Genomic DNA, 24862 nt, shown 5'->3' on the forward strand with positions numbered 1-24862 from the left:
ATCCATATATTTCATATTTATCTTAAAATGGGGAGAGGACTGGTGGCAAGGTAAAGAACAGTTATAGCCGCTTAGCACAGAAAGCGATTGTTAAAGATTAAAGTGGGAAAGGGGCAAAAGAGGACACGAAAGGATTCCGCCGTTTCTATCTGAGGATGTAGATTCATGCCACTATTAATAAGAAAAAGCCAACGCTATAAATATGCGTCAGCTTTTTTGTTCAATTCTATTTTTGCATATATTCACACAATCTTATATTGAACAAAGCGACGTACATGTGCTATATAGGGAAGACGAGAAAAGTAACGAACTCTTGGAACAATGTGTACTGGAGCTATTTAAATACATCGGATTTGTTTATAAAGATAACGAAGTGTGGTGGATTTGTGAGAATGGACACAACTTTCAATCTAGAATTACTAATAGGTTACATGGAAACGGGTGTCCTGAATGTTTTAATTTAAAGAGAACTGAAGTAACCAAGGAAGATTGTCTGGCTGCTAAATGCCCAAAACTATCCTTGGAATGGCATCCCGTTATGAACCAAAATACGACTTCTTTCGATGTTTGGCCAACTTCTACATACAAGTATGGTGGAGATGCAAAAACAACCACGAATTTCAAGTATCCGTAAGGGGGAGATATTATTATAGTGATAGATGCAAAAGATGCAGCTATGATCAAAAGGTTGAAAAGAAGCAGATAAAGTTAGAAACTATAAAAAGACTGCTGGACGCACAAGTTGGAAGAGAAGAAATAGCAAAAATAACTAATATAAAACTTAGTACGTTGTTTCAATATCAAAGAGGGCTATTAACACCATATCAAAAAAAAAAAGAGCAGCGATCGCTACTCTCTTTCTTCTTTCGCATTAAAAAACTACTAAAATACAAGAGAGGATGCAACCGTTAGGCAGCACCCTCGTTACTCCTGCTCTAATATTTTTGCGAGATATACCATAAATCCTATTACGAATATGGTTCCAAATAAAAGATAAAAGAGTGGGGAAAGAGGACTTGGAGAAGTATTTCAAAATATAAAATAAAATTCTCGATAACACTCTAGATAACACTCCAATTATTTTGAATGACTTGAAGATAGCCAGTTATGTAATTGATTAAATGCTCAAAAAAGATAATTACACTAGGAATCACGATAAAGGGGAAAAGAACTAATCAAACGGTAGCTAAGTGAGAATGTTTATCTATTTTTGCAACAAATAAAATCCATTTATTAAAACGGCTAAATACTAATCGCACGATGTTGTCTTAATTCTGAAGGATGATGTCCACGACCTGGATCTTGTTTTGCATTCAATCGATTAAGTTCTTTTTTTCTTTTTTTATCGATGATTTTTTATTAAAGGCCCTAGGACTGACCCCATAACGTGAGACAAATCAAAACACCTTCAAGAAAATGCAACCATGTCGTAAGATATGGAGGCAACCTTGGAGGTGTTTTTACGTTGGCAACAAGAGTAAGTTACCCAGTGGAAGTAAAGACAAAAGCAATTGAAATGAGAATAGCAGGCATACCGGTCAAGGAAGTAATGGGGCAACTCAACATACCAAATGAAACGCAAGTGAAAACTTGGATGCGATGGTACCGCAAGGGCGAGTTAAACCGTTTAGAGCAGCCTGTTGGCCAACAATACAGCTACGGTAAAGGACCTGAGTTTACCTGGAGCAAATAAAGGCGGAGAATCGGTTCTTAAAGCAACAAATAGATGTGCTAAAAAAGTACAAGGAATTAGAAAGGAGTTATCACCAAAAATCATAGTTGAACTGGTTGAGCTGATTCACTGGGAAGTTAAGATCACCAAAGCTTGTGCATGGCTGGGTGTGCCACGTGCTACCTATCACCGTTGGAGAGCAAAAAACGAAACTCGGCCATTGGACAGCATGGTTGAGGAAATTCGAGAACTCTGCTCTGAGAATAATTTCCGTTACGGATACCGCAAGATTACAACACTGCTTCGAAAAAAGTACAAGATTAATCACAAGCGCGTACAACGAATCATGCAATGTGAGCAACTTCAATGTCGAGTCAGAGTAAAGAAACGAAAGCATACAGGGCAGCCTGCGTATGTAGCTGAGTACCTTTTAAAGCGAAAATTCCAAGCTGAAGCACCGATGCATAAACTCGTCACGGATATTACGTATTTACCATTCGGCAGAAAAATGATTTACCTATCGAGCATCCTTGATTTATATAACGGTGAGATCGTAGCAAGCAGTCTATCCGATACACAAGACAAGGCCTTTGTCCTAGATACACTCAATCAATTGCCAGCTGTGCCTGGTGCGATCCTGCATAGCGATCAGGGCAGCGTCTACACATCACTGGGTATCAGGAAGCTGTAAAAGGAAAAGGCATTACTATGAGCGTCCCGCAAGGGAACGCCCGCTGATAATGCCCCCATTGAATCGTTTCATTCCACACTAAATTCTGAAACGTTCTACCTCGAAGGGTCGACCCAAACAACGACGACAATCGTTGAACAGACCATTCGAGACTACATCACTTACTATAACGCAATTCGTATTCAAACGAAACTAAATAACCAGTCGCCGATTGATTACAGGCGACTGGCCGTTTAAACTTGAAAGGTGTTTTGATTCCTGACTCACAAATGGGGGTCAGTCCTGTCCCCTCTCACACATTTCCAGGTTTTTATTCTTTCACCTGTCTACCGTATGGGAGCATATCCGTCCTAAACTATAGTGTTCCTTTTAGTTCAAATCGATTGATTTTTCCTTTTCTTACGCTTAATTAAATCTATAATAACAACCAGAATCAATAAAAGAACTGACTGCAATAAAGGCTTAAATAAGCTTGATTCACCGTAGATAAAGTAAGCGATTATAAAGTTCAATGTGAAAAAAATTAAGTATGTCAATATATAACCATCTCATTTCAGAACCAAGGTTCAATTATTGAGGATGCTCTTTCATCAGTACCTGTGGAACCACCAGTTCCATTTGAGTTTTTAGTAACTCTTATCTCTTTTTTTATTTGGTAATCCCCGATGAAAGTGCCGTTCATATCGAAAAATCCAGCTCCTAATTCTCGGTAGTAGTATTTGATAAATGTATACAAGTCTTCTGTTTCAGAATTTACGAAATAGTAAACGGCGAATCCACCAACAGCGACTCCAGCAATTTCTTGCCAAGGTGAAAAGATATTTTTGGCCCATGCAGTAAAGGCTGCCCCAAAAGCTGTTTTTGTTGCAGCAGTGAATTTTTTCGATTTTGTAATATTATATAGTGGCATGTGTGTGTAAGGAGTGGGATAAGCAGTAGCAGCTATAGAACCACGATTAAGTTGAGACTGCGAGCTAAGTAAATTATTGACCGCTGTAATAACTTCAGTTGATGTTTGGTTTAACTTAATATTACCATCTACAATTTGAAAATCAATGTTATTTTCCTTTAAGATGTTTACAACTCTTTCATTAACTGTAGGTGGGGCCTCTGTTTTGGCTTCGGCTGCAGAAGCCATAGGAATAATACACGTAACAGCAATACAAATGGAAAGAAATAGAATGTAAAACTTTTTCAATAGAAAAACCTCCCAAAATGATTTTTATTCCAACAACTTTTATGGTATATTTTGGGTTAAGAATTTAATATAGTACATTAGCATTGATTGTTCGACAATTTATGTGTCAAAGGTAATGGGTAAATAAGTATTTTTAGTAAATACATTACATATTTCTAAAATTATGTTAATTCACCAAAAAAAAGATTTTTATACCCAAATATGGTCTTAAGGTGTTTTTGAAACAAAGATTGATAAGAAATATTGAATTATCGTTCTTTATTTCAAATTGTATTATGTGTCTACTCTTATCCCTTTAACAAACCAGCCTTGATTAATCCGTTGCGAATCCCCTGATCATCCACATGCGTTGTCACATAATCTGCGAATGGAAGCAGGTCTGGATGCGAGTTGCCCATTGCGATACCTAGGCCTACTGTCTCCAGCATTTCAATATCATTCAAGCCATCGCCAAAAGCGACCGCATCGGCAGTCGTATAGCCGAGTTTCTCGAGCAATGCCTCAATTCCTTGAGCCTTGGAGCCTCCTGCGGGAAGCACATCAATCGCTTGTGGGTGCCAGCGAATAAGCTTCAGCTCGTCATGCAATTCATCATACAGATGCTCGTCGTGGCTCTCACAGTGTAGAAACACTTGAAAGATATCGTCCGTTTTCCAAAATTCCGGATTATAGCCTGGCAGATCTACCTTTAATGAGTTTACCGAATCTATAATAAAGGGATGATCCTCTTTGTCTGCAAAAAAGTTGTGCTCCCCTTCAAATACGAGTCCATGATTATGCTCAGCTGCAACCTTTACAAGTCGCTCCAAACGGCCTTTTTCGATCTCTCGTCTATATAGCGGAGTTCCTTTGTACACAACATATCCGCCGTTTAGACATACGAATGACTCAATGCCAAGCTGCTCAGCAAGCGGCTTTATAAAGTAAGGCGCTCTGCCTGTTGCAATAACCGGCTCCACACCACTTTCCTTCAGCTCCGCTATAGCTTTGATCGTATCTGCCGGAATTTCCTTATGCTCATTAATCAGCGTGCCATCGATATCAAAAAAAACGATTTTATACCCCATTCTCTGTTCTCTCCTATCCGTAGTCGCAGACGTATGACGCCTGTCCTTTTTATACAGTATAAAGAATTAAGCCATGAAAAGAAATCTTTCGCCTTATTTTGCAAGCTCGACCCGCCATCAAAAAACCTGCCTCACAGCCCGCAGTGTACAGCATGGCACTTATCATCTAACGGACATAGGATCCGCTATTTCATGAAATAAAGGCAAAAGTGGCGGGGTAACGGACATACGATACGCTATACGGGCGGATTGGGGTGTCAAATCTTCTTTTTAACCCAAATAAGGGCCTATATGTCCGTAAGCATAGCAATAAGTGGGGAATTTCGCAGAATAACGCATCTCATGTCCGTTGACCTTATTGTTGGCGAGAGTTTCGACAAGCGTTTACCGAATTCAACAAAAAAATAGCACCAGCGGCTGCTGATGCTACTAAATTTTTAATATCGTTACCAACCATAATCCAATCCCTTACCCGTCTCAACAAAGGTTTTCAAATTGCTTAGAATCATCCACCACTGACTATCCGTCGTTGGAATCGAAGGATGGTCCTCAGTAAAGTGGTCATTAACCAAAGTTAGCTTCGTCGTAGCCCCAACCTCTTCTAGCGTAAAAGTGATCCTTGACTCCAGCTCTGCATGATTCGACCGATAAGAAGGACCTGGATGCTCCAAAAAGCTAAGTATTTTGCTTGGCTCATATGCTAAAATAGTACCATAGATATGAACGGTTTCATCGCCTTCCGTACCTGGCCCAACATATTTAAGCGATGAACCTACTTCGAAAGTCGATTCAATAATACAGCCAAAAAACGTTTGACGCGTTCCCTCAGGCGATACGAATGCATCCCATACCTTCTCGGGCGCTGCACCGATATAAAACTCATATTTAAACTCCATGTATTACACTCCTTTTTCTATTTAAAATGGTTGACGTTTTCTACTCGTAGTATAAAACTATCTGCTAGGATCGTATTGTAAAAACGCGACAAATTGATCAATAGGAGTGATATAGTAATGAACACTATCGACCAAAAACGCAGTTTGGGTATTTTACAGCGGAGTGAGAGCGAGAAAAAATTTCAGCTTTCCCGTTATGCTCCTTCCGATCCTCTCCTGCCATTCATTAAGCATTACTGGATAATAAACTGGGATTTAGAAGGCCATGCTCCTCATTTTCAGGATGTCGTCCCGAATCCTTGCGTCAATCTCGTTATCGAAGACCACCAAAGCGGCATTTATGGCGTTGCCAGTCAAATGTATACGAAAAAAATTGAAGGCAAAGGACGAGTATTCGGCATTAAGTTTCAGCCTGGCGGTTTTTATCCTTTTTTAAACTCACCTTTATCTGGTCTCACAGATCAAGCGTTGTCGATTCAAGCTGTTTTTGGGACGGAAGCTATCGCGTACGAGCAGCAGCTAAGGTTGGCAGCAGATCCTGCCGGCATGATCGAACTTACCGAGGCCTTCCTTCTACGTCATCTCCCGCAGCCGGATGAGTCGATTACACTCGTCAATCAAATCATCTTACGAATACACGAGGATCAAGAACTGACCAAGGTAGAGCAGCTATGTGAAACCTTCGATATTAACAAAAGGAAGCTGCAGCGCCTCTTCAGTCAATATGTCGGAATAACGCCAAAGTGGGTGATTAAGCTGTACCGGCTGCAAAATGCGGCGGAAGCGATCGATAAGAGCACTCATTATGATTCACTTAAGCTCTCAGCAGAGCTTGGCTATTATGATCAATCACATTTTATTAAGGACTTTAAATCCATTATTGGGAAAACGCCAGATGAATATGCAAAGCGACAAGCTTTGTAGTTCGCCTGCTGCTTAGCCAATTTGACTGAGGCTTGAATGATCCTGTATATTTATAAAAATCAATAAAATAAGTACGGCTTACGATGGAAGCACCCGTAAGAGAAGGCGTATAACGCCTATCTTGCAGGTGCTTTTTTTGCGTTGTTTGCCCAAAACCAAAGGAGGTTTTATTGATCATGCCATCTGCTTCCAAATTAACCGTAGTTTTGTTTGCGCTCTTGCTTGCGTTTCTCAGTCCAGCTACTATTGCTGCCGCACCGTTTGAATTCAGCGTGACTGCCAAAACAGCTTTTGACAAAATGAAAGGAACCGCGGATAAAGGTACCTCTGCCAAGTTAACGTCACAATACACGGAATTGCAAGAAATTCAGAAGCTGACCCTTGATTGGGATGTGCGGATAGACAAGCTCCATTACCAAAACGAGGAGACCGTACTGGCTACTCGCAAGCGGATTAAGGAAGTAGGCGCAGAGAAGCTGGTTCAGCTAGAGGCAGCTGTCGTGCAAACCAAAAAGAAGTACGAAGCCCTATTCAACCTTTATGACTCCTTGAATCAACAGCTGAGCCTCGCCAAATCGTTCAAGGATAAGTGGCTTACGAATGCGCTGAAGCCGCAGGTCGAAACGACTAAAGCTGCCGTTCAGCTCGCCAAGCTAGATATACGCAGCAAAGAAACGGCGCTTAGAACAGCCAAAGCGAGCACCGCCAAAACGATTAAAGATTTGCGAGAGCTGCTGAGCGGCATCGACCCGCTTAAGGTGAAAATCAAAGCATCCAAGAGCACCATCAGCAGTATAAAGAAACAGTTCACGACGGAGACATCGATTTTGAACCAAGTGTTGAAAAAAGGCGATTCAACAGCAACATCAAGCTCTTTTACTCGCATGCTCGCTTACACAAAGCAAATTAACGAACAGAAACAAAAAACATACAACTATGAGCAGCAGACAATGAGCATTATAGCTAAAGTCGACGCGCAAATAGCAGCTATCAAGTAAGTAAAGCAAAAAAGCGCGTCTCGGCATCCGAAACGCGCTTCCATCTATGATTCGTCATCTTTATACAGTAGGGAGCCATACCTCAACAATAGTACCTACACCAAGCTCGCTGGACAACGATAAACGACCACCATGCGACGATACTATTTTATCTACAATCATCATGCCTAAGCCGTTCCCGTCCCGTCTTGTCGTATGGAACGGTTGTCCAATACGCCGCATCACTTCATCTGTCATACCTACGCCGTTATCAATAAATTGAATGCGTTGATAATTGTCCACCACATCGAGCTTAATATTAACTTCTCCGCCGAAGGGCAGAGCTTCCATGCAATTTTTCAAAATGTTTAAAAATACCTGTTTGACTTGATCGCGGTCGCATAGAATTTTTGTCTCGCCTACTTTTGCGCTCCGTATTTGAATGCCGTTCATCTCAAATTGAAGCTCGAACACCGATATGACCTCTTGCAAAATAACATCACAATCTTCTTCCTTATACTGAATCGCTTGCGGTCTTCCCAATATTAAATATTCGCCCACAATCGCATTCATCCGCTCCAGCTCTGACATCATCAAGTTGTAGTGATGGGGGTTTGTCGTTTTGCTGGACAATTGCAGCATGCCTTTTACTGTAGTCATAGGGTTTCGAATCTCATGCGCGATGCTGACAGCCAGCTGGCCTGCAAACACAAGCTTCTCACTATTACGAAGCAGTTCTTCCGCGATCTTCATTTCTGTTATATCCCGCAAGCTGCCGACAACCCGCGTAAGCTGGCGCTCGCTGTCGTAGATAGGAACCACATCCAGCATATAGTAGCGCAGCTTCTCTTCAACTAGAATAGATAGCTCGATCCCTACACAGGACTCATTGCGTTTCATAACCCGTTCAAAATAAGTACCAATGATACCGACTTCAAATACACTTGTGCCTAAGCAGCCATTTTTTTCATGATCCGAACTGTTCAATATCGCAGCGCAGTATTTGTTTATTTCTACAATTGCACCTTGCGCATCGGCAATAATGACACCATAATAATTCGTTTCCAGAAGAACCTGATTTAAGATTTGAAGCTGTGTATTGTGTTTACGGAGCAGCAGCTCTCGCTCGATAGAATCAACGATTGTGCATAAAAGTGCAAGCAAATGAGGATGGGCAAACTGAATTTCCGTCATGATCGAAATCGAACCAAGCAGCTGACCGCTGTCCTCCATAAAAAAAGGAGCTGTATAACAAGCTAGCTGATGTAGTACTTTCTGATAATGATCTTCGCCTACGAGCTGAATGGGCAGCTGTTCACGCAAACATAGATCAACCGCGCTTGTACCGATCTCTTCGCAGTATCGCACGCCTTCTACAACACCTAGCTGGCGCACCTGATTAATAATAGAAGCATTGCCTCTGAACTCAAGGATATACCCCTCATTGTCTGATATGGCAAGGAAAAAAGGATCATCTGCAACGGTCGATAAAAATTTTTCAACAAACACGCTGATAACTTCAATCGTTTCTTTATAATGGCCCTGCTGAGCTTTAAGCTCCGCATCCGTAAACCGCTGGGTAAATATAGGCAGTTCATCACGATTAAGTCCATACCGCTCGCATTTTCGATGTGATTCTATGATTAAATCGTTATTTATCATATGGTATACCAATTAACCTTTCCAGGACAGCTAGCTTCCATTTTGTTGGACATTATCCAATATTCTAGTTTAACCTGGCATATTCCTTCCCAAATTCATTAAAAATCACTTATTATCTACAATAATCTCCAAAATCAGCGTCGAGACCCCAAAAAGCGACAGCCCTTCGTTCGAAATTTGCACCAAATCAATCCTAAAATAAAAAAAAGCGATGCTTAATAGTTAAGAACCATTAAGAAATCGCTTTTTTTCAATGTTATGCAATGTTATGATTAGCCCTTTGGCGAAAGCTCAATTTTCATGTCATCGAGGTACAAAGTTGTCAGACCCTCATAGCCGGAGTCGCTGCCCACAATGACATAAAGCTCACCCTTCTCGTTGGTTTGCAATGTTGCCGTATAATCCATGGCGACTGGCTGAAAGCCTTTCAGCGAATCATCCGGCTGCACCATGTTTCCAACGATCTTCATATCTTTGCCTTCGGTCTTCTGATTGCCTTTATCCAAATTCATTCGATAGTAATGATCGCCACCGCTATCAACCTTGACAGCTTGAGGCTCCTTGCTTACAAAGCCTGCTTTGATGCTGACAGCCTCTCCAGGAGCGCCGCCAACACCCATCATGCCGCCCGATTGATCCGTATACAGCTTAAAGGATAATGATGCTTGATATACCGTGTTTGGCTTCAGCCCATCGATCTTCTTCGTCGCGAACATAAACAAATCATCGCTGCGATTCATCCCTTTAAGCTTCAGTGCGTAATTAGTCTTGTTATTCGCAAGAGGAAGCAGTTCTCTAGCGTATTGCAGCTCGTAAATATCCGGATTGTAGTCTACTGGCAAATCGGCAAAAGCTCCATTCCAGCCTTCCTCGCCCTGGTCAAAGTTATAATGGAGCGATAGCGCAGCCTCACTCGTTTGCACGGTAACTTTTTTCTGCTTCGCGTCCCAGCTCGTTTTTGCTCCTAACAGCTGTGCTACCATTTTTGCCGGTATGAAGGTCGTGCCTTTAATAACAACAACTTTGGCAGGCAGCTTCACGTTTTTAATGAAGCTCCCAACTACCGCATCGCTATTTTGAGTAAGAGTCACTGCAAGTCCAGCACGGGTTAAAATAATTTGTTTCGCTGCCGCATCCAATTGAATGTTTGCTTGCAATCCCTCAGCCAGCGCTCTGACAGGGACCATCGCAATACCGTTCTGTAAATAAGGCGCCACCGCAAGCTTATGCTCTCCGCGGTAATCAATCGATTTGGTGCTTCCTATTTGAAATTGAAGAGGAGCAGGCGAAACGGCTGAAGCGCCATAAGCGGTTGCTCCGCTAGCTGCTGCACTAAGAAATAAAGCGGACGAAAGAGATGCTATCATGAGGTTTTTATTTAACAATTGTTTAAAGGCCATTTGTCTACCATCCTTTGTTGTTAGTCTTTTGGTGCGTACCCAAACTAACGAACAAAGATGAATATAAGTTGCAATAGGCTAATTTTTCATGACTTAAGACTCTGCTCTAGATCTTCAAGCAAATCCTCGCTATCTTCAATCCCGACTGATATTCGCACTAAACCATCCGTAATGCCAAGCTGCTTCCGCCGCTCGCTTGGTATAGATGCATGCGTCATTCTCGCGGGAACGGAAATAAGACTCTCTACAGCACCTAAGCTCTCAGCAAGCGTAAAATATTTCAACTTTTTGATCATCGCAGACGCTTTCTCTGCGCTGCCTACATCAAATGATATAATGCCGCCAAAGCCGCGTGCCTGCCTCTTCGCAAGCTCATGCTGCGGATGGCTCGGCAGCCCCGGGTAATAGATGTTTTGTATGGTTTCCAAACGCGATAAATAAGCGACGATTGCCTCAGCATTCTCTTCATGAGCTTCCATGCGGAGGCCAAGTGTCTTCAACCCGCGGATGAGCAGCCACGAATCCTGAGGACCAAGCACGCCTCCCGTCGCATTTTGCACAAAATGCAGCTCTTCGCCCAGCTTATCGTTGTTCACAACAGCCAGACCAGCCACAACATCGCTATGCCCGCCAATATATTTGGTAGCGGAATGCAGCACGATATCAGCGCCTAGTGTTATCGGGGTTTGCCAATATGGCGTGCTGAACGTATTGTCCACAATGAATAGCAGCTGCCTCGCTTTGGCCCAAGCGGCTACACCTGCAATGTCCGTGACTTTAAGCAGCGGATTTGTCGGTGTTTCCACAAACAATGCTTTTGTATTCGGCTGAAGCGCCTTCTCCATATCTTCTAGGCTCGTCGTATCCGCAAAGGTCGCTTCAATCCCCAGTCGGCTCAGCACCTTCGTCACAATGCGATACGTTCCCCCATACACATCATCCGTCAAAATAATATGATCGCCAGCGCTCAGTAGCGAAAATACAGCGTTAATCGCTGCCATGCCTGAGCTAAAAGCAAAACCTCTTGCACCTTCCTCTAAATCAGCAATATACTGCTCCAGTGCATGGCGCGTTGGATTGCCCGTACGTGAATATTCATACCCTTTATGAACGCCGATGTCGTCCTGTTTATAGGTGCTCACTTGGTAAATGGGAACGCTGACCGCACCTGTAAAAGGGTCAAAAGGGCTGCCTCCATGAATGAGCTTTGTTTTTCGCCTCAGCTTAAGCACCTCCGTTGTAAATCTGTTTGCTTAAGTACCGCTCACTGCTATCTGGAAAAATAGTAACGATTCGGCTGCCGGGCGCAGCTGCTTCCGCTTCAAGCAACGCCGCATGCAGTGCGGCGCCCGATGAGCTGCCGACAAGCATTCCTTCGAGCTGCGCCAGCTCCTTCACCCTTGTAAAAGCATCCTCATCCTTTATCGTATGAATGGCATCGAAATAGCTGCTATCCATAAATGGAGCCAGCATCTCCACGCCAATTCCCTCTATCCTGTGCGGCCCTTGTGCTCCGCCGCCAAGTATGGAGCCTTCCGGCTCAACAATAACCGTCTTCACCTTTGGGCTCTGCTCCTTCAAATACTGCGCTGTTCCCATGAAGGTGCCCCCCGTTCCCGCTCCGGCAACAAAAACGTCAACCGCACCATTCAAGTCTTGCCATATCTCGGGTCCTAACGTTTTGTAATAGGTTAACGGATTTGCTGCATTAGAAAATTGCCTTGGCGAATAGGAACCGGGGATTTCCTTCATCAGCTCTTCCGCCTTCTGCACCGCGCCTGCTATGCCAAGCTCTGTTGGCGTATTTACAATTTGTGCGCCAAGCGCCCTCATCAATTGCTGCTTCTCTATGCTGAATTTATGGGGGACAACAAAGATCGTCGATACTCCCCGTCCGATCGCCGCCAATGCCAGACCTATTCCCGTATTGCCTGCTGTCGCTTCGATAACGGTTCCTCCGGGCTTCAGCTGTCCGTTTGCGAACGCAGCATTCAGCAGCTCGACGCCAAGCCGATCCTTGACGCTTCCTCCCGGATTTTTATACTCAAGCTTCGCATAAAGCGTTACACCTTCTGGCAGCGCAAAACCTGTAAGCTCAACTAGCGGCGTATTGCCAATTAGTGCGTGGATATTGTGATACAACGCCATTTGCATTCCCTCCCACGACTCCTATTTCCTCCTACGCGCATCCTTTACTCAGGCTATACTCTTCATCATATGAAGCTGCATCTCTTTGTGTTTATGTCCCGTATGCCTACTTTTAGGCGTTATTCAAGCCTACAAGCAAAAACGCCTTCAGCGTCCTCTGGATGCTGAAGCAGCTTTGACGGAGAAATATAAACCCTATATTAGCTAAAAAACTTATAAATTCTTATATTTTAAAAAAGGGATGCTCCTCAAGTAGAAAAGTCTACTTAAGGAGCATCCCCTTATTATTAAGCCTCGCTTAGTCCCCAACCAATTGCATGTTTTGTCGTCTGTTCAAGCCACTCATTGCTTGCGAAGTTCGGAATGTCCTTTGTTACCGTAAGCGTCGCCTGTCCTTCAAAGCCGGGATGTGGGCAATATACAGCCGTGTTCTCCCACTTCTCCGAACCATTTCTTCTAAAAAGCAAACGGTAATCATACAACCCCGGCTTAATCTGCTCTGACACGATCTGAACGGTTTTTTCAAAGGAAAATGTCGTGCGATAGCCTTCCAACTGGCTCATCGTACCTGCCATGAGAACAACAGGTTTCGCCCGTTCCACCTCGCTCGAAGGATGCAAAATCAACTCGTATTCCATGCCCGGCTCGCCATAGACGATAAGAAGAATAGGCAGTCCCACAACAGCAATTTTAGGCGCTTCCACAAATACCGGCTGATGTGTCGGCTCGAATTGCTCCGATCGCTCCCACTCTTCCTGCACTTCGCTAGCCCTGCGATAATGCCATGTCCCCTCTACTGGCAAATCCACTTGATTCAGAAGAGCTGTTAAGCAGGTTTTTGCGCTTTGGAATGGATCTGTACAATTGTTATGTCCGTAACGGTAGCCGATTTCATGCCTAACGTCCACGCCATGCCTGCGGGCGCGATCTGCCCACTCAAAGGACAGCCAGCTCGAGGTATACGCGTCATGCGTTCCGTGCGTCAGCCAAACCTTAGTCCCTTTGGACTTCAAGGCATGTATGATTTGATTCGACGCTGGGCTTCGCTCGCTCGCAATAAGCTCCATATTATCAGTACCAAGCAGCGTTGTGAAAAATAGATCAACTGCGCGGCGGCCGTCCCCATCCTGCCAGCCAGGCTGCCACGCGTATTTATAACCCGTATCCTCGCAAACCGCGCGCCAGCATACCGGACAGGTAGGATTAAGCATTTCCTTAAAAGGTTCTCCAAAAGCGAGCGGCACATTATAGCAGATGGCATAACGAACGGAGTACACACTGCTATTCGGATTACCCGCCGCAATTAAGCTTGTTATGCCTCCGCGTGAGCCGCCAACCGTCACAATGGCATTCCCATCCACGGCGAACTGTTCTATAGCGGTTAGGAACAGATCGTCCAAGTTCTCATACAAAGAGCCGTGCATCGTTCTCGTACCGAACGAACCCCCGCCGTTCCATATGATGCCGACTGCACCTTTCCCTGTGTCCAATAACGTCTGGCCAAGCACGTTTAGAAGAGCTGGCCCAACGTTTGCAAACACATTTTCATTCTGATCATAAAACCCGCTGAATAAAGCAGGATACCGTGCTTCAGGTGTACGAGACCACTCCGGAGGAAGGATGTAGCTAACCATACTGCGATGCTCGCCTTGACCCGCAATACGTCCATGTACAAGCTGAAAGGCAGGTACTCCTTCTAGCTCGTCAAGTGCCGTCCCCGGATTGCGGAAAATGACAGGATAACCCGTAAGTTTCATCACTTCATCCGATAGCTTCAAAGCTGCTTCATCTGTCACGCGAACCACGCTATACGTCTCGCCAATATACCGTTCATAGGCTGGCGTCCTTTGATGCTCGCCGTCCTTTTCCGCTGCGAACAAAGCATAAGCATCCGTCCGGTAATAATAAGGACTGGCGATATCATTGTCCTGCAGCGGCAGTTCGACTTTACATTCGCCCGTTTCCTCATGCAGTCGAAGAACGCCGATTCCATCGGTGCCGCCTGCCTGTGAACCGCCTCTGCCGCCATTTAATGCGGCATTCCAATTTGTCACAATCGGAAAATCATTATGCAGCTTCTCTGTGACAATGGTATAAATACCCGCTGTCACTGATGGTATGCGAACAATTCCACGATTCATATCCACATGCTCTACTTCCAAATAATCAACCTTTTTATTCGTATAACGAGCCGCTTTAATCGTTGCTTCGCTTTCCGTAAGAGCTGCTAAAAGCTTCGGGTGCACCTTTATATCTGCGAACGACGAGGTACCGTCAAGACTAGCAAATGGGCTAATAGGGACATAACGGCCAGGAGTAAAAATCAAATTATTCGGGCGCATAAGCAGCCTCATTTTTCATCGAGTATGGCAAAGCATTACTCAGTGTTACTCTTCCAGAAGGCGCGTTCACCATATGGAATTGAAGCTCCGCTCCAGCCGCCAGCTGATCATGACTGATCGACAGCTTATGCCACGGTTCGCCGTTTACACTTAGTTTATCCCAATATACATTTTCAGCACCGTTGTTCTCCGCCTCAATGACAAGCTCCTTGCCGTTCTCCAATTGAATGGTCACTTTGCGGAACAAGGGGCTGCCCATGACATATTCCGGAGTTCCGGGACAGAATGGATACATGCCAAGCGCACTCCATATATACCAAGAGCTCAGGCTCCCATTGTCCTCATCGCCAGGCAGTCCATCAAGCCTGCTGCTGAACAGTTCCTTCATCGCTTTTCTCACCCAATATTGCGTTCGGGACGGCTTGCCGATTACGGTATAAATATAGGGAATATGGAAGCTAGGCTGATTGCTAATGGCAAATTGGCCAAAATTTATCGCAGCCATTTCCGACATTTCATGAATTTCCGTGCCGTACGTGCCTGTTTTGAACAGAGGTGGCATCGTCATCAGTTCATCGAGCTTTTTCGCAAAAGCATCATTTCCGCCCATCAGCTCTGCTAACCCAGCTATATCATGCGGTACGGACCAGCTGCACTGCCAAGCTCCGCCTTCGCAAAACGGATTGCCCCACTGCAATGGATCGAAGTGCTCCTGCCACTGCCCTTGCTCATTGCGGCCTTTCATGAAACCTTCGCCAGCGTCAAACAGCTTGTTATAGTTCGCCGCTCTCTCCATAAAGAAACGATAATCCTCTTCTTTGCCGAGGCCTTTCGCCATCTGAGCAATGCAGAAGTCACCGTAATAATAATCCAAGGCGTTGCTTACGCTTTCGTGGAAAAGATTATCCGGCAAATAGCCATATTCGATGTAGGCTGCCAATCCTTTTCGTCCATGCTTCCCATCACTTGAAGCGAGTGTGGCATGCTTGCGCAGCCCTTCGTATGCCGCTTGCACATCAAACCCTTGAATGCCTTTCACATAAGCATCCGCTATTGCAGCATCGATTAATGTACCCGGCATGGCACTTCGTTCCGCAGGCGAAATCCACTTGGGCATCCAGCCGCTTTCCTTATAAATATGAACCCATGCTTCTGTCATTTCACCCAGCAGCGTGGGAAATAAAAGGCTGTACAGCGGAAGGCTCGTACGATAGATATCCCAAAAACCAATATCCATATACATAGGGCCTTTATGAACGTTACCGTCATAAGCACTAAAATGTACTTGTTCCCCATTAGGGCTGTATTCATGCCATGTACGAGGAAAAAGACAGGTGCGATATAAGCATGTATAGAAGGTGCTCATCTCATCCTCATCTTCACTTTCCACCTTTATTGTGCTCAGCCGTTGTTCCCAATCCTGTGCAGCTTGTTCCTGCAATTGCGCAAAGCTTAAATCGCCCAGCTCCTGCTGCATATTCCAAACCGCCTGCTCATGGCTGATGAAGGAAGTGCCCAAGCGAACATTGACGATCCCAGACGCAGGGACAGCAAGTCCAGCGAAAGCACCTACTCGTTCTCCCGCTCCTGCCAGCTGCTCGCGCACAGTAAAATCCCCATTAAATGTACCGCTTTGCTCATCCTGCAAATCACAATCAAAGTCCATAACAAAGTACATTGCAAAATTCTCATGTACTTCCCCGTGATGAGCACGAGTAAAGCCCGTCACGCGGCGATTGGCGCTATCAATTAAAATTGAGGACTCCCCTTCAAAAGGAGATACGATAACTCTGCAGTCCTCTCTCCTGTCGAAAGTAAATGTAAGGCGCGCACTCCTCATTCCCGGAACCAGCTCCAGCGATGCTTCGTAACGAGGAAGCCGAATTCGAAAATAATGCGGCTGCACGACCATTTCATCTGATCTATAGGAGGAAGCACGGGAATCCGCATCTAAATAAATAGGTCCGCTCTGCGGCATGACAACAAGATGCCCGTAATCCCTTATCCACGGGCTAGGCTGATGCGTTAGCCGCAGGCCTTGAAATCTGCGGTGGGAGGGATGGTAAAACCATCCCGCTCCGTCCTCATGGGATTGCGGACTCCATGAAGCAGTACCCCAAGGTCTTGAAACGAGCGGGAGCGTATTTCCGTTCGAGAACGTATACACAGAATCCGTTCCTTGCAGCGGATTAACATAAGACAAACAGTTCATGAAAACGACCTCCGAGTAGTTGGCTAATGTTGATTTGGCCTGCCATTTTCATTTTATGATAGCGCTTTATATCGTAGGATAATATCCGACAACCCTGCGAAATGGTTAAGTAGGCTTCCTTTTTTGCTTAATTTCCTTCAAAATCCTTGTTCTCCTTGCAAATTTCCAGCAATCAGCCGATTTTACTATAGAAAAAAAGACCGCCCTCCTGTTTTTCAACAAGAGTGCAGTCCTTTCAACAAACCTATAACCCCATCAACCGGTAAATAACTGCTGCTGCTTCCGCGCGGGTAGAAAAGCCTTTTGGTTTGTATGATCCATCCTCGTACCCTTTGATGAATCCCGCCTGCTGCAAAGCAATAATTCCCTCCAAAGCGTAACCGCTTATTTGGCTCTGGTCCTTAAAAATATCCGATTCGCCAGCTGCTTTTGGCAGCTTCACAACCGCCTCTATTGCGCGGAAAGCAATGACAGCCATTTCCTCACGTGTAATGACATCCGATACGCCGAACGAGCCGTCTCCTTTTCCGTTTACAATACCCAGCGCCTGGACCGTGGAAACCGCAGCATAATACCATGCTTCCTTACGGACATCCGGAAAGCTGCTAGACCCAGCAGCAGCAGCAGGTGCCAAATCGAGGGCATTGACGAGAAGCTGAACAAACTCGCCGCGGGTAATGGAACGGTTAGGCTCAAACCTGTTCACCCCCACACCTTTCACAATTTCACGAGCTGCTAAAGCTTCAATAATCGTCCGCGATGCAGCTTTGACGTCTGTAAAATGTACATTTGCATAGGCAGCTGCGTAACGGCTAGAAAGATTAGTCTGGAAAGTTACTGTCCCCGTAACGGAATCGTATTTTACTTGTTTCACCGCTTCTACACGGCCATCTTCTAGAATCGTATATACAACAACCTGATGAGCCTGCTCTTCTGGCTTCAGCTCGTATTTCATTGCCGCCTTTATCGGCGACTTCGAATCAAACTTGCCAACCGCCGCTCCATCAGCCTTAACGAAGAAATCGTAAATCGGATTGCCTTTCCATTTTTGCTGTAAGCTTTGCGGAAGCGAAGCGTCTCCTTGCTGGACAATCGTGATCTCCACCTGCTTCGATCCAGCTGGCAGGCGGCTTAAGAGAGCTTCTACTGGAATGGAAAGCGATGCGCCATTTGCGGTGACGATCAATTCTTTTGCCCCGGCTTTCCCATCCTTTAACGCTGCTGCGGAAATGTGAATGGAAGCACCCTTAGCATCTGCTCCAGACGGTACCACATTAATGACCAATTGCCCGTCTTTCGCCCCTTCGAGTGCTTTGTTAAGCTCCTCGTTGGAAATATTGATTTGAGCAATCCCCTTGTCGATACTAGCTCCTTTTGCTGTAATGATGCCCTTGTTAATCGTGTTCAAGCTGCCATTGTTGCCGTTGCCGCCTGTGCTTCCATCTGGTGTCGGTGGAGTGACCGTTGCTTTAGCCAGCAGCTGGAAGGTACGGAATAGCGCCGGGTCCTTCACTCCGCCAATACCCGAGCCCCACTCGATATATCCTTTGCGGCCTGCGCCATCATTATCGTTGACCAGCATCGAGAAGCTTAATGCTTGATTCGCAGCGGCTTGGATCGGATAAAGCTCGCTCCAAGGAAGCTTCAGCTCATAGGAAGTTATCTTCGTCTCTTCATTTCGCGTTACGTTAAGCGTTCCATTCGTTACTGAACCTGTTGCTTTGCCTTGCATCGTAAGCCAGCGATAAATTTGCGGCCCGTCCGGCGTCTGCGAAATGCCGTATTCATACCAGGACTGGCTCTCGCCGGGAACACCAGGCGCTACGCTGAACTGAATACCATCGTTTTGCCAAATCGAGCTGCTTGAGGCTGCATGGTTAAACACATCATCTTTTATGCTTGCTGAGAGATAGAAAAAGCCTTCATCCCAGCGCAGCTTGGCTGTACCGCTTAAGTCATCGTCGCCTTGAAAACCTGTGATCACATTGCTGCCTTTTGCCAAATCAATCGTTATAGGATGGCGGCTGTCCGTTTCATGCAATATGCGGTTAAAATCAATCTCTCTTGTCATATGAATGTTCTCATATCCGGCAATTTCAACCTTCAAATCAAGCGGATATTTAACCCCTTCAGCCAAGCCCGGCAAAGGAATGACATACGTCGATTGCCCGCTTGGCGCGACGACAGGGACTTTCGTATCCGTGCCGCTGATTGTGCCAAAGCCCGAACCTTTACCAACCTCCCAAGCAATTTTTCCAACCCTTAAGCTGTCTTTTTCAGAGCTATTTACGAACTGAAGACGGAGCGACTTGCTGCCGCCATCGTCGTCGGTAATACTCGGTATGACCTTCAAGCCTTGGAAATACAATCTCAAATCATCGACAGGCGGCTCCGGCAGCGTCGCCGGATCTAAGCCTGCTCCATTATAAGCGCCAATATTCGGAGATTCCGTGCTGGATACCGGATTACCCCAATAATCAAGACCGCCATTGTCAGCAATGAGCGTACCAGCACCCAAAGCAGGAGAGCCGGCTCTTAGCTTGTAACCATCAACTGTGTTCCAGCCTTTGCTGCCGCCGCCTTGATAAACGAGCATCGGGTTACCCGTAACTTTGTTCAGGTCAGCAGGCTCATTGATCGGATGGTTGCCATAAAACAAGTTATGGTCAAAAACGCCATTCATGCCCGGCACATGATAATCACCTGTTCCAAGATTATAAATGAGATTGTTTTTGAATGAAAAAGCAGCCTGCAGGTCCCCTGCTTCATTCCACTCATGATCCATAATTTTTGTATTTTGACCTGTTCCGATATAAATGCTGTTGTTGTAAATTTGCGTATTAGGCGAAACTCCGCCCGCAAAGTTAAACGTATGAGTCAGGTCGTTTTGGCTGATGTTGTACCTAACCACATTGTTTGAAGAGCCGACCAGCACGCCCGGAGTTAAGCGCGCATCTACAAAGAGAATAAAGCCGCCTTTATTGTCATGGCTGTAGTTGTATTGAACGACGCTGTTGTTCGTATCAATATCTAAATTGAAGCCTTGGCCGTCGCCTTCCGGCTTATTCGTATTAAAGGATTCATTAAACTGCACCACATTGTTTTTGCCACGAGTCGGCCAAATCGCAGCTGAACCGTTAAACTCACCGACCTCAGAGTAATTGCCGCCGCCTTCCGCCACATTATGTTCAATTAACGCGCCATCGACGCCGAAAGTAAGAATGCCGTCGCTGTCGGCTTGCTTCACATAGTTTTGACGGATTTTCACGCCAGTTGAAGCGAAATCCTGTCCATTCCAGCGCTGATCCCATACGACAATGCCCGTTCGTCCAATACGCTCCACCGTATTTCCTTGAATGAGTACTTGATCGAACTTATCCGTTGCGGTAGTGCCGCCTACATATACGGAAATTCCCCCAAAGGCATGGGGTCCGCCCTCTGCTCCTGATTCGGTCGGATATCTGAAGCTGCTTGATACGTCATGCACGTAGTTATCCAAAATCTGAATGTTTGTCAGCGTACCCGCGTTTGCATTTTCAACAAGAATGCCCTCTCGGTATGTCGTTCCGCGTTCAGCGGCGTAGTTGGTTACTTCCAAACTTTGAATAACAACGTTCGAAGAATTGCGAAGATATACAGCGCCCCCGGCCATGCCGCCGCCGTTAATGATTGGCTTACTGCCGCTGCCGTAAGACGTAATCGTTATCGGCGCTTCCGCTGTCCCGCTGCCCTTGGGATACAACCGCTCGTTCCATACGCTGCCTTTTTTGAGCAAAATGCGGTCACCCGCTGCAAAAGTCGTATTATTGACGTTCGCAAACGATTTCCATGCCGTGTTTTGCGATTTGCCGTCATTGCTGTCGCTGCCAGCCGCGGCATCTACGAAATAATCGCCATCGCCTCCTGTACCACCGCCGTTTCCAGGCACCACATTCGCAAGCGTTACAGAGCCCAGCTGCATGAGCCAATTCGCCAGATCGCCAGATAATTCTACTTTTAAATAATTAATGTCTGCGGGCAGCGGATCAGCCGGCGTATATGTAGCTCCTGACCAAGCCCCGTCCCCGGTCGATTCAGGCGTATCATGTACAGCAGCAAGCTCTGTCCACACCGCGCCATCCGGCGAGCCATAAAACGTAATAACGCCCGTTGAACCTGTGAAGGAGTGAAGCCTTGCTGCAAAATGCTTAATGCCATGCAGATGATAAACGACTGACTCATCCGACACGGCCGTTCTCACAATTCTAGAAGCATCCCCGCCAAAAAAAGCCGGATTCGTGTTGTCTATTGACCAATTAGCCGTAAACGAAGCAAGCTTGGAAATGTCATCAAGCTTATCGTCAATCGTCTGAGGTGCCGTTGACAGATTGGAAACCGTAATCGATCCAAGCTGCATAAGCCAAGTATCGATGTCTCCGCTCACTTCAATTTTCAAATAATCGATTCCGCTTGGCAGGGCTCCCGAAGAGCTGTATTCCGTTCCATACCAGCCGGAGCCTGTTCCTACAGGATCTGAATATTGAGAAGGAATTTCTGTCCAAGCAGAACCGTCCGCTGAGCCATAAAACGTAATGACCGCAGTTGATCCGGAGAAATAATAAGCTTGCAACGCAAAGGACTGAATGCCATTCAGCTCATATACAGCATGCTCCGTCGTCGTTGACGTTCTAACCGCCCTAGATTCATCGCCTCCAAAAAAATGCGGATTCGTATTGTCAAATGTCCAGTTTGGCGAACTCGCAAACATCTTGGAGTTATCCGTTAACGCATCTTCAATCGATACTGCATCATGCGCAGATACGCTCGCAGCTGGCAATGCCAGCATGCTGAGCAGCGTGAGGACCAGCATCGCATTCATCCACTTCTTCAACATTTTTCATGGCTCCTTCTTAAAAAAGAATAAAAATTCATTTATTAATGAAAAGCTATAATTTCGTTACGCCTAACCAGCTTCGTGCAAGGCGTTCTGCACGCTCGCTATCCCATTCAACCGTCGCTAGTCTTGGTTCCTGCTGAGCGATTTCGCGAAATTGTTCAGACAACAACTGGCTTGCGATCGCGTCTTTCACTTTCTCATAGGATTGGAGAATGGGCTCTCCTTTAGAAATGCAATACAGTAGATGCAGCTCCCCGTTCTCTTCGAAAATATCGCTCAATTGATCCTCCTGGATACGCTCTGCTTGCTGCACCGCTATTGGACTCTCTAGAGCCGCGGTACGACGAGTTGCACTCGTTAAGCTTGCATCCATCACCTCTATCGCAAGCTGCTTGGCAGAATCGATGAAGCTTGCTTGGTCTACAGCTGCTTTTTTCAACTGTTCCATAACGCGGAGAGCCTCGTTCTTATTAATCAAAGCGGCTCCTTTTCCATAGGGCAGCACCGCCCATTTAAGCTTTACATGCCCCGAGAGCGAATACTTCGTCTGCTTATCCGTTTCATATGCCTGTTTTACTTTGTCATCTGGAACAGAGAGCTTGCCGCTTTTTTGCATTGCTTCAAGTGTCGCGCTTTCCAAATTGCTCATGTAATAGCTGTAATAAGCTTCAATTTCGAAGGAAGTGGGTCCATATACGATTTCACCGTCTGCTGCAGCCTTGCTGCGCCTGCTATTCTCAGCTTCCATCCCGCTAAGAAACGATACGTAGCTGCCATCCACAGCAATTCCACTCTTTTTCGCCAGCTGCTGCAAAGCTATCGTTTTCGTCAGCTCCGCTTTAGCTTCATCAATTAACCTCTGCAAAGGCATTTCGCCAGAGTAGGAAGTCGTCCAGAACTGATCTGTATATTCAGCTCCGTAGGTTTGCTTGAAATAATCAGCTACGAGCGCTTTTTTCAACCCTAAATACATTCCGAATTGTTCTGCTGAAGCTGCATGGCCGTTAACGATTAAGGGTTCAGAAGCAATGCTCGATCGTTTTTGCGAAGCGCCGACCAAGAAGAAAACTGCTGTAAGCGTTATCAATAAAAACAAAATGAAAAACTGCTTTTGTTTCGCACGCAGCCCCTTTATAGTTTGATCCTTCTGCTTCCTCACGACATCCATTCTCCTTCCACACCACCTGTTGTCCTTTGCCATTCGCAGAGGCTCCGCCGCTGCCCTATTGATTGTAAATCCCCAAGGCTGACTGCCCTTGGGGATTTAGAGTTCACCGAAAACTTCCGATGCTTATTGCACTTTATCGAGATAGTCCTTTTGGAAATCGGCAGCTGCTTTCTCAAGCAGTGCTTTCGGATCTGCATTCTTGTTCGTTAATACAGCTTGGATGGCCACATCAAGCGTTTTGTAAAGCTCTTGCGCATTGACTGGCACCTCGGGGCGAAGACCAACCGAACCATTCGTCATGTAATCATTGAACATATCCATATTTACATTGGTGTATTTATCAAGAATTGCTTGCTCTGCTTTAATACGATCCTCGTTCACCCATACGCGAAGTCCGTGCGGGCCCACGATTAAACCTTGCTCGTTAGCTGTTTTGGATTGCGTTTCAAGTCCAAGCAGCGACTCTTCACTCGTTTGCGGCGAGAAGCCCTTCACATCCAGCCATTTGAAGGCTGAATCCAATTGTTCTGGCGTCGCATCCGGCGCAAACATGTATAGTCCTCCGCCTAGAAGCGTCGCATTTCCTTTTGGTCCTGTCGGCAGTGCAGACATAGCCAGGTTATCCTTTGGCATTTTCATATTTTGAACGATCGCATTACCCCAATCGGATATGCCAAAGCTCATCGCCACTTGCTCTGTTCCGAACATTTGGAATAAATCAGTACCGACATCAACTAGATTGTTTGCAGGGAGCACGTCATATTTCCATTTCAAATCCTTTACGTATTGAAGCGCTTCAGCAGCCTCTGGGGAATTAAATACAGCTTTCCATTTGCCATCTACCTGCTGTTCAAAATCAGCGCCATATGCCCATGCGATATTCATGAACATCCAGCCGCCTTGATTGTTTTTGGTTGGGAAGAAAAAGCCGGACTTTCCTGTTTTCTCTTTGATCGTTTTAGCGGTTTGCGCAAGCTCCTCATAGGTTTTCGGGAAATTCGGCACCCCTTTGTCATCTACAAGGCCTGCTTGCTTGAACAGGTTTACGTTGTACATAAGGCCCATCACGTATCCGTCTTTTGGAATGCCGTAATATTTGCCATCTTTTTGCACCAGCTTCAGCAAATCTGGGTTAAGCGCTTTGTCGAACTCATTTTTAGTCATAATATCCGTAATATCAGCGGCATAATTAGCCTTGATAATTTTGTCTGCTTCAGTAAAAAAGGTTTCATACACGGTAGGAAGCTCACCGCTTGCCGCCTTTGGAAGGAACGAGCTTACATCATAGCCCCATTCATCCTTATCCACTGTAATAAGAGGATATTTCTCTTTCATTTTGGCAACATAATCGGTGTAAATTTTGACCTGAGCTTCCTCATTCGGCTTCGGCCAGTTGCTGACTTTGATCGTTGTAGGCTTCGCTTCGGAAGGCGCTTCCGTCGCTGGATTATTTTCACCGCTATTGCTGCTTGCCGTCGGCTCCACAGCATTATTGCCGCTATTTTTGCCGCAGCCTGCGATAACGAGAACAAACACGCACAACATTATAAACGTAAGCTGCCAAGTATTTCTTTTTTTCAAATTCATTTGTAATCCCCCAGCCTTCTATTTGGAATGATGACATTACGA

The 24862-nt window shown here is 45.6% G+C and carries 15 protein-coding genes and 1 pseudogene; 4 read left to right on the top strand and 12 right to left on the bottom strand.

Annotated elements, in window-relative coordinates:
• Window positions 1-202: 202 nt before the first annotated feature.
• Together BK120_RS36430 and BK120_RS16280 are read left to right on the top strand one after the other, a co-directional pair.
• The gene (locus BK120_RS36430; RefSeq protein ID WP_083682061.1) at window positions 203-634 is read left to right on the top strand and encodes a zinc-ribbon domain-containing protein; all 432 of its coding nucleotides are present in this window, start codon (window positions 203-205) and stop codon (window positions 632-634) included.
• A gap of 831 nt (window positions 635-1465) precedes the next feature.
• Window positions 1466-2600, top strand: a pseudogene (locus BK120_RS16280) (IS3 family transposase).
• A gap of 316 nt (window positions 2601-2916) precedes the next feature.
• Here the strand turns inward: BK120_RS16280 and BK120_RS16285 are convergent.
• The 3 genes from BK120_RS16285 to BK120_RS16295 all read right to left on the bottom strand — a co-directional run bounded on the left by BK120_RS16285 (window position 2917) and on the right by BK120_RS16295 (window position 5524).
• Window positions 2917-3561 (bottom strand): hypothetical protein, encoded by a 645-nt coding sequence (locus tag BK120_RS16285; protein WP_076268536.1) that lies wholly within the window; start codon window positions 3559-3561, stop codon window positions 2917-2919.
• A 287-nt stretch (window positions 3562-3848) separates the two neighbouring features.
• A complete protein-coding gene (locus tag BK120_RS16290) occupies window positions 3849-4628 on the bottom strand; it encodes a Cof-type HAD-IIB family hydrolase (RefSeq protein ID WP_076268537.1) in 780 nt (259 codons plus the stop codon).
• A 446-nt stretch (window positions 4629-5074) separates the two neighbouring features.
• Window positions 5075-5524, bottom strand: a complete 450-nt coding sequence (locus BK120_RS16295; protein ID WP_076268538.1) for an SRPBCC family protein — start codon at window positions 5522-5524, stop codon at window positions 5075-5077.
• Window positions 5525-5641: 117 nt separating this feature from the next.
• Here BK120_RS16295 and BK120_RS16300 point away from each other — a divergent pair, with 117 nt between their 5' ends.
• Together BK120_RS16300 and BK120_RS16305 are read left to right on the top strand one after the other, a co-directional pair.
• Window positions 5642-6448 (top strand): helix-turn-helix domain-containing protein, encoded by an 807-nt coding sequence (locus tag BK120_RS16300; protein WP_076268539.1) that lies wholly within the window; start codon window positions 5642-5644, stop codon window positions 6446-6448.
• Between the two features lie 176 nt (window positions 6449-6624).
• Complete coding sequence (locus tag BK120_RS16305) at window positions 6625-7446, top strand: hypothetical protein (RefSeq protein ID WP_076268540.1); 822 nt, start codon at window positions 6625-6627, stop codon at window positions 7444-7446.
• 60 nt (window positions 7447-7506) lie between these two features.
• Here the strand turns inward: BK120_RS16305 and BK120_RS16310 are convergent, their stop codons facing one another.
• From BK120_RS16310 to BK120_RS16350, 9 genes are all read right to left on the bottom strand, one after another.
• Window positions 7507-9087, bottom strand: a complete 1581-nt coding sequence (locus BK120_RS16310; protein ID WP_076268541.1) for an ATP-binding protein — start codon at window positions 9085-9087, stop codon at window positions 7507-7509.
• Window positions 9088-9359: 272 nt separating this feature from the next.
• A complete protein-coding gene (locus tag BK120_RS16315; protein ID WP_076268542.1) occupies window positions 9360-10487 on the bottom strand; it encodes a copper amine oxidase N-terminal domain-containing protein in 1128 nt (375 codons plus the stop codon).
• Window positions 10488-10573: 86 nt separating this feature from the next.
• On the bottom strand, window positions 10574-11710 hold the full coding sequence (locus BK120_RS16320; RefSeq protein ID WP_076268643.1) for a bifunctional cystathionine gamma-lyase/homocysteine desulfhydrase: 1137 nt from the start codon (window positions 11708-11710) through the stop codon (window positions 10574-10576).
• A 1-nt stretch (window position 11711) separates the two neighbouring features.
• The gene (locus BK120_RS16325; RefSeq protein WP_076268543.1) at window positions 11712-12635 is read right to left on the bottom strand and encodes a PLP-dependent cysteine synthase family protein; all 924 of its coding nucleotides are present in this window, start codon (window positions 12633-12635) and stop codon (window positions 11712-11714) included.
• A gap of 287 nt (window positions 12636-12922) precedes the next feature.
• Window positions 12923-14977 carry a hypothetical protein gene (locus tag BK120_RS16330; RefSeq protein ID WP_076268544.1) on the bottom strand — a complete coding sequence of 685 codons (2055 nt, stop codon included), beginning with the start codon at window positions 14975-14977 and terminating at the stop codon, window positions 12923-12925.
• On the bottom strand, window positions 14964-17189 hold the full coding sequence (locus BK120_RS16335) for a GH92 family glycosyl hydrolase (protein WP_076268545.1): 2226 nt from the start codon (window positions 17187-17189) through the stop codon (window positions 14964-14966). Before BK120_RS16335 ends, BK120_RS16330 begins: the two co-directional genes overlap by 14 nt.
• Window positions 17190-17433: 244 nt before the next feature.
• Window positions 17434-22062 carry an S-layer homology domain-containing protein gene (locus BK120_RS16340; RefSeq protein ID WP_076268546.1) on the bottom strand — a complete coding sequence of 1543 codons (4629 nt, stop codon included), beginning with the start codon at window positions 22060-22062 and terminating at the stop codon, window positions 17434-17436.
• A 52-nt stretch (window positions 22063-22114) separates the two neighbouring features.
• Window positions 22115-23224 (bottom strand): SurA N-terminal domain-containing protein, encoded by a 1110-nt coding sequence (locus BK120_RS16345; protein WP_144376779.1) that lies wholly within the window; start codon window positions 23222-23224, stop codon window positions 22115-22117.
• Between the two features lie 132 nt (window positions 23225-23356).
• Window positions 23357-24820, bottom strand: coding sequence for an ABC transporter substrate-binding protein (locus tag BK120_RS16350; protein WP_076268548.1), 1464 nt, complete (start codon window positions 24818-24820; stop codon window positions 23357-23359).
• Between the last annotated feature and the right edge of the window lie 42 nt (window positions 24821-24862).

This window comes from Paenibacillus sp. FSL A5-0031 (genome assembly GCF_001956295.1).
Taxonomy (GTDB): domain Bacteria; phylum Bacillota; class Bacilli; order Paenibacillales; family Paenibacillaceae; genus Pristimantibacillus.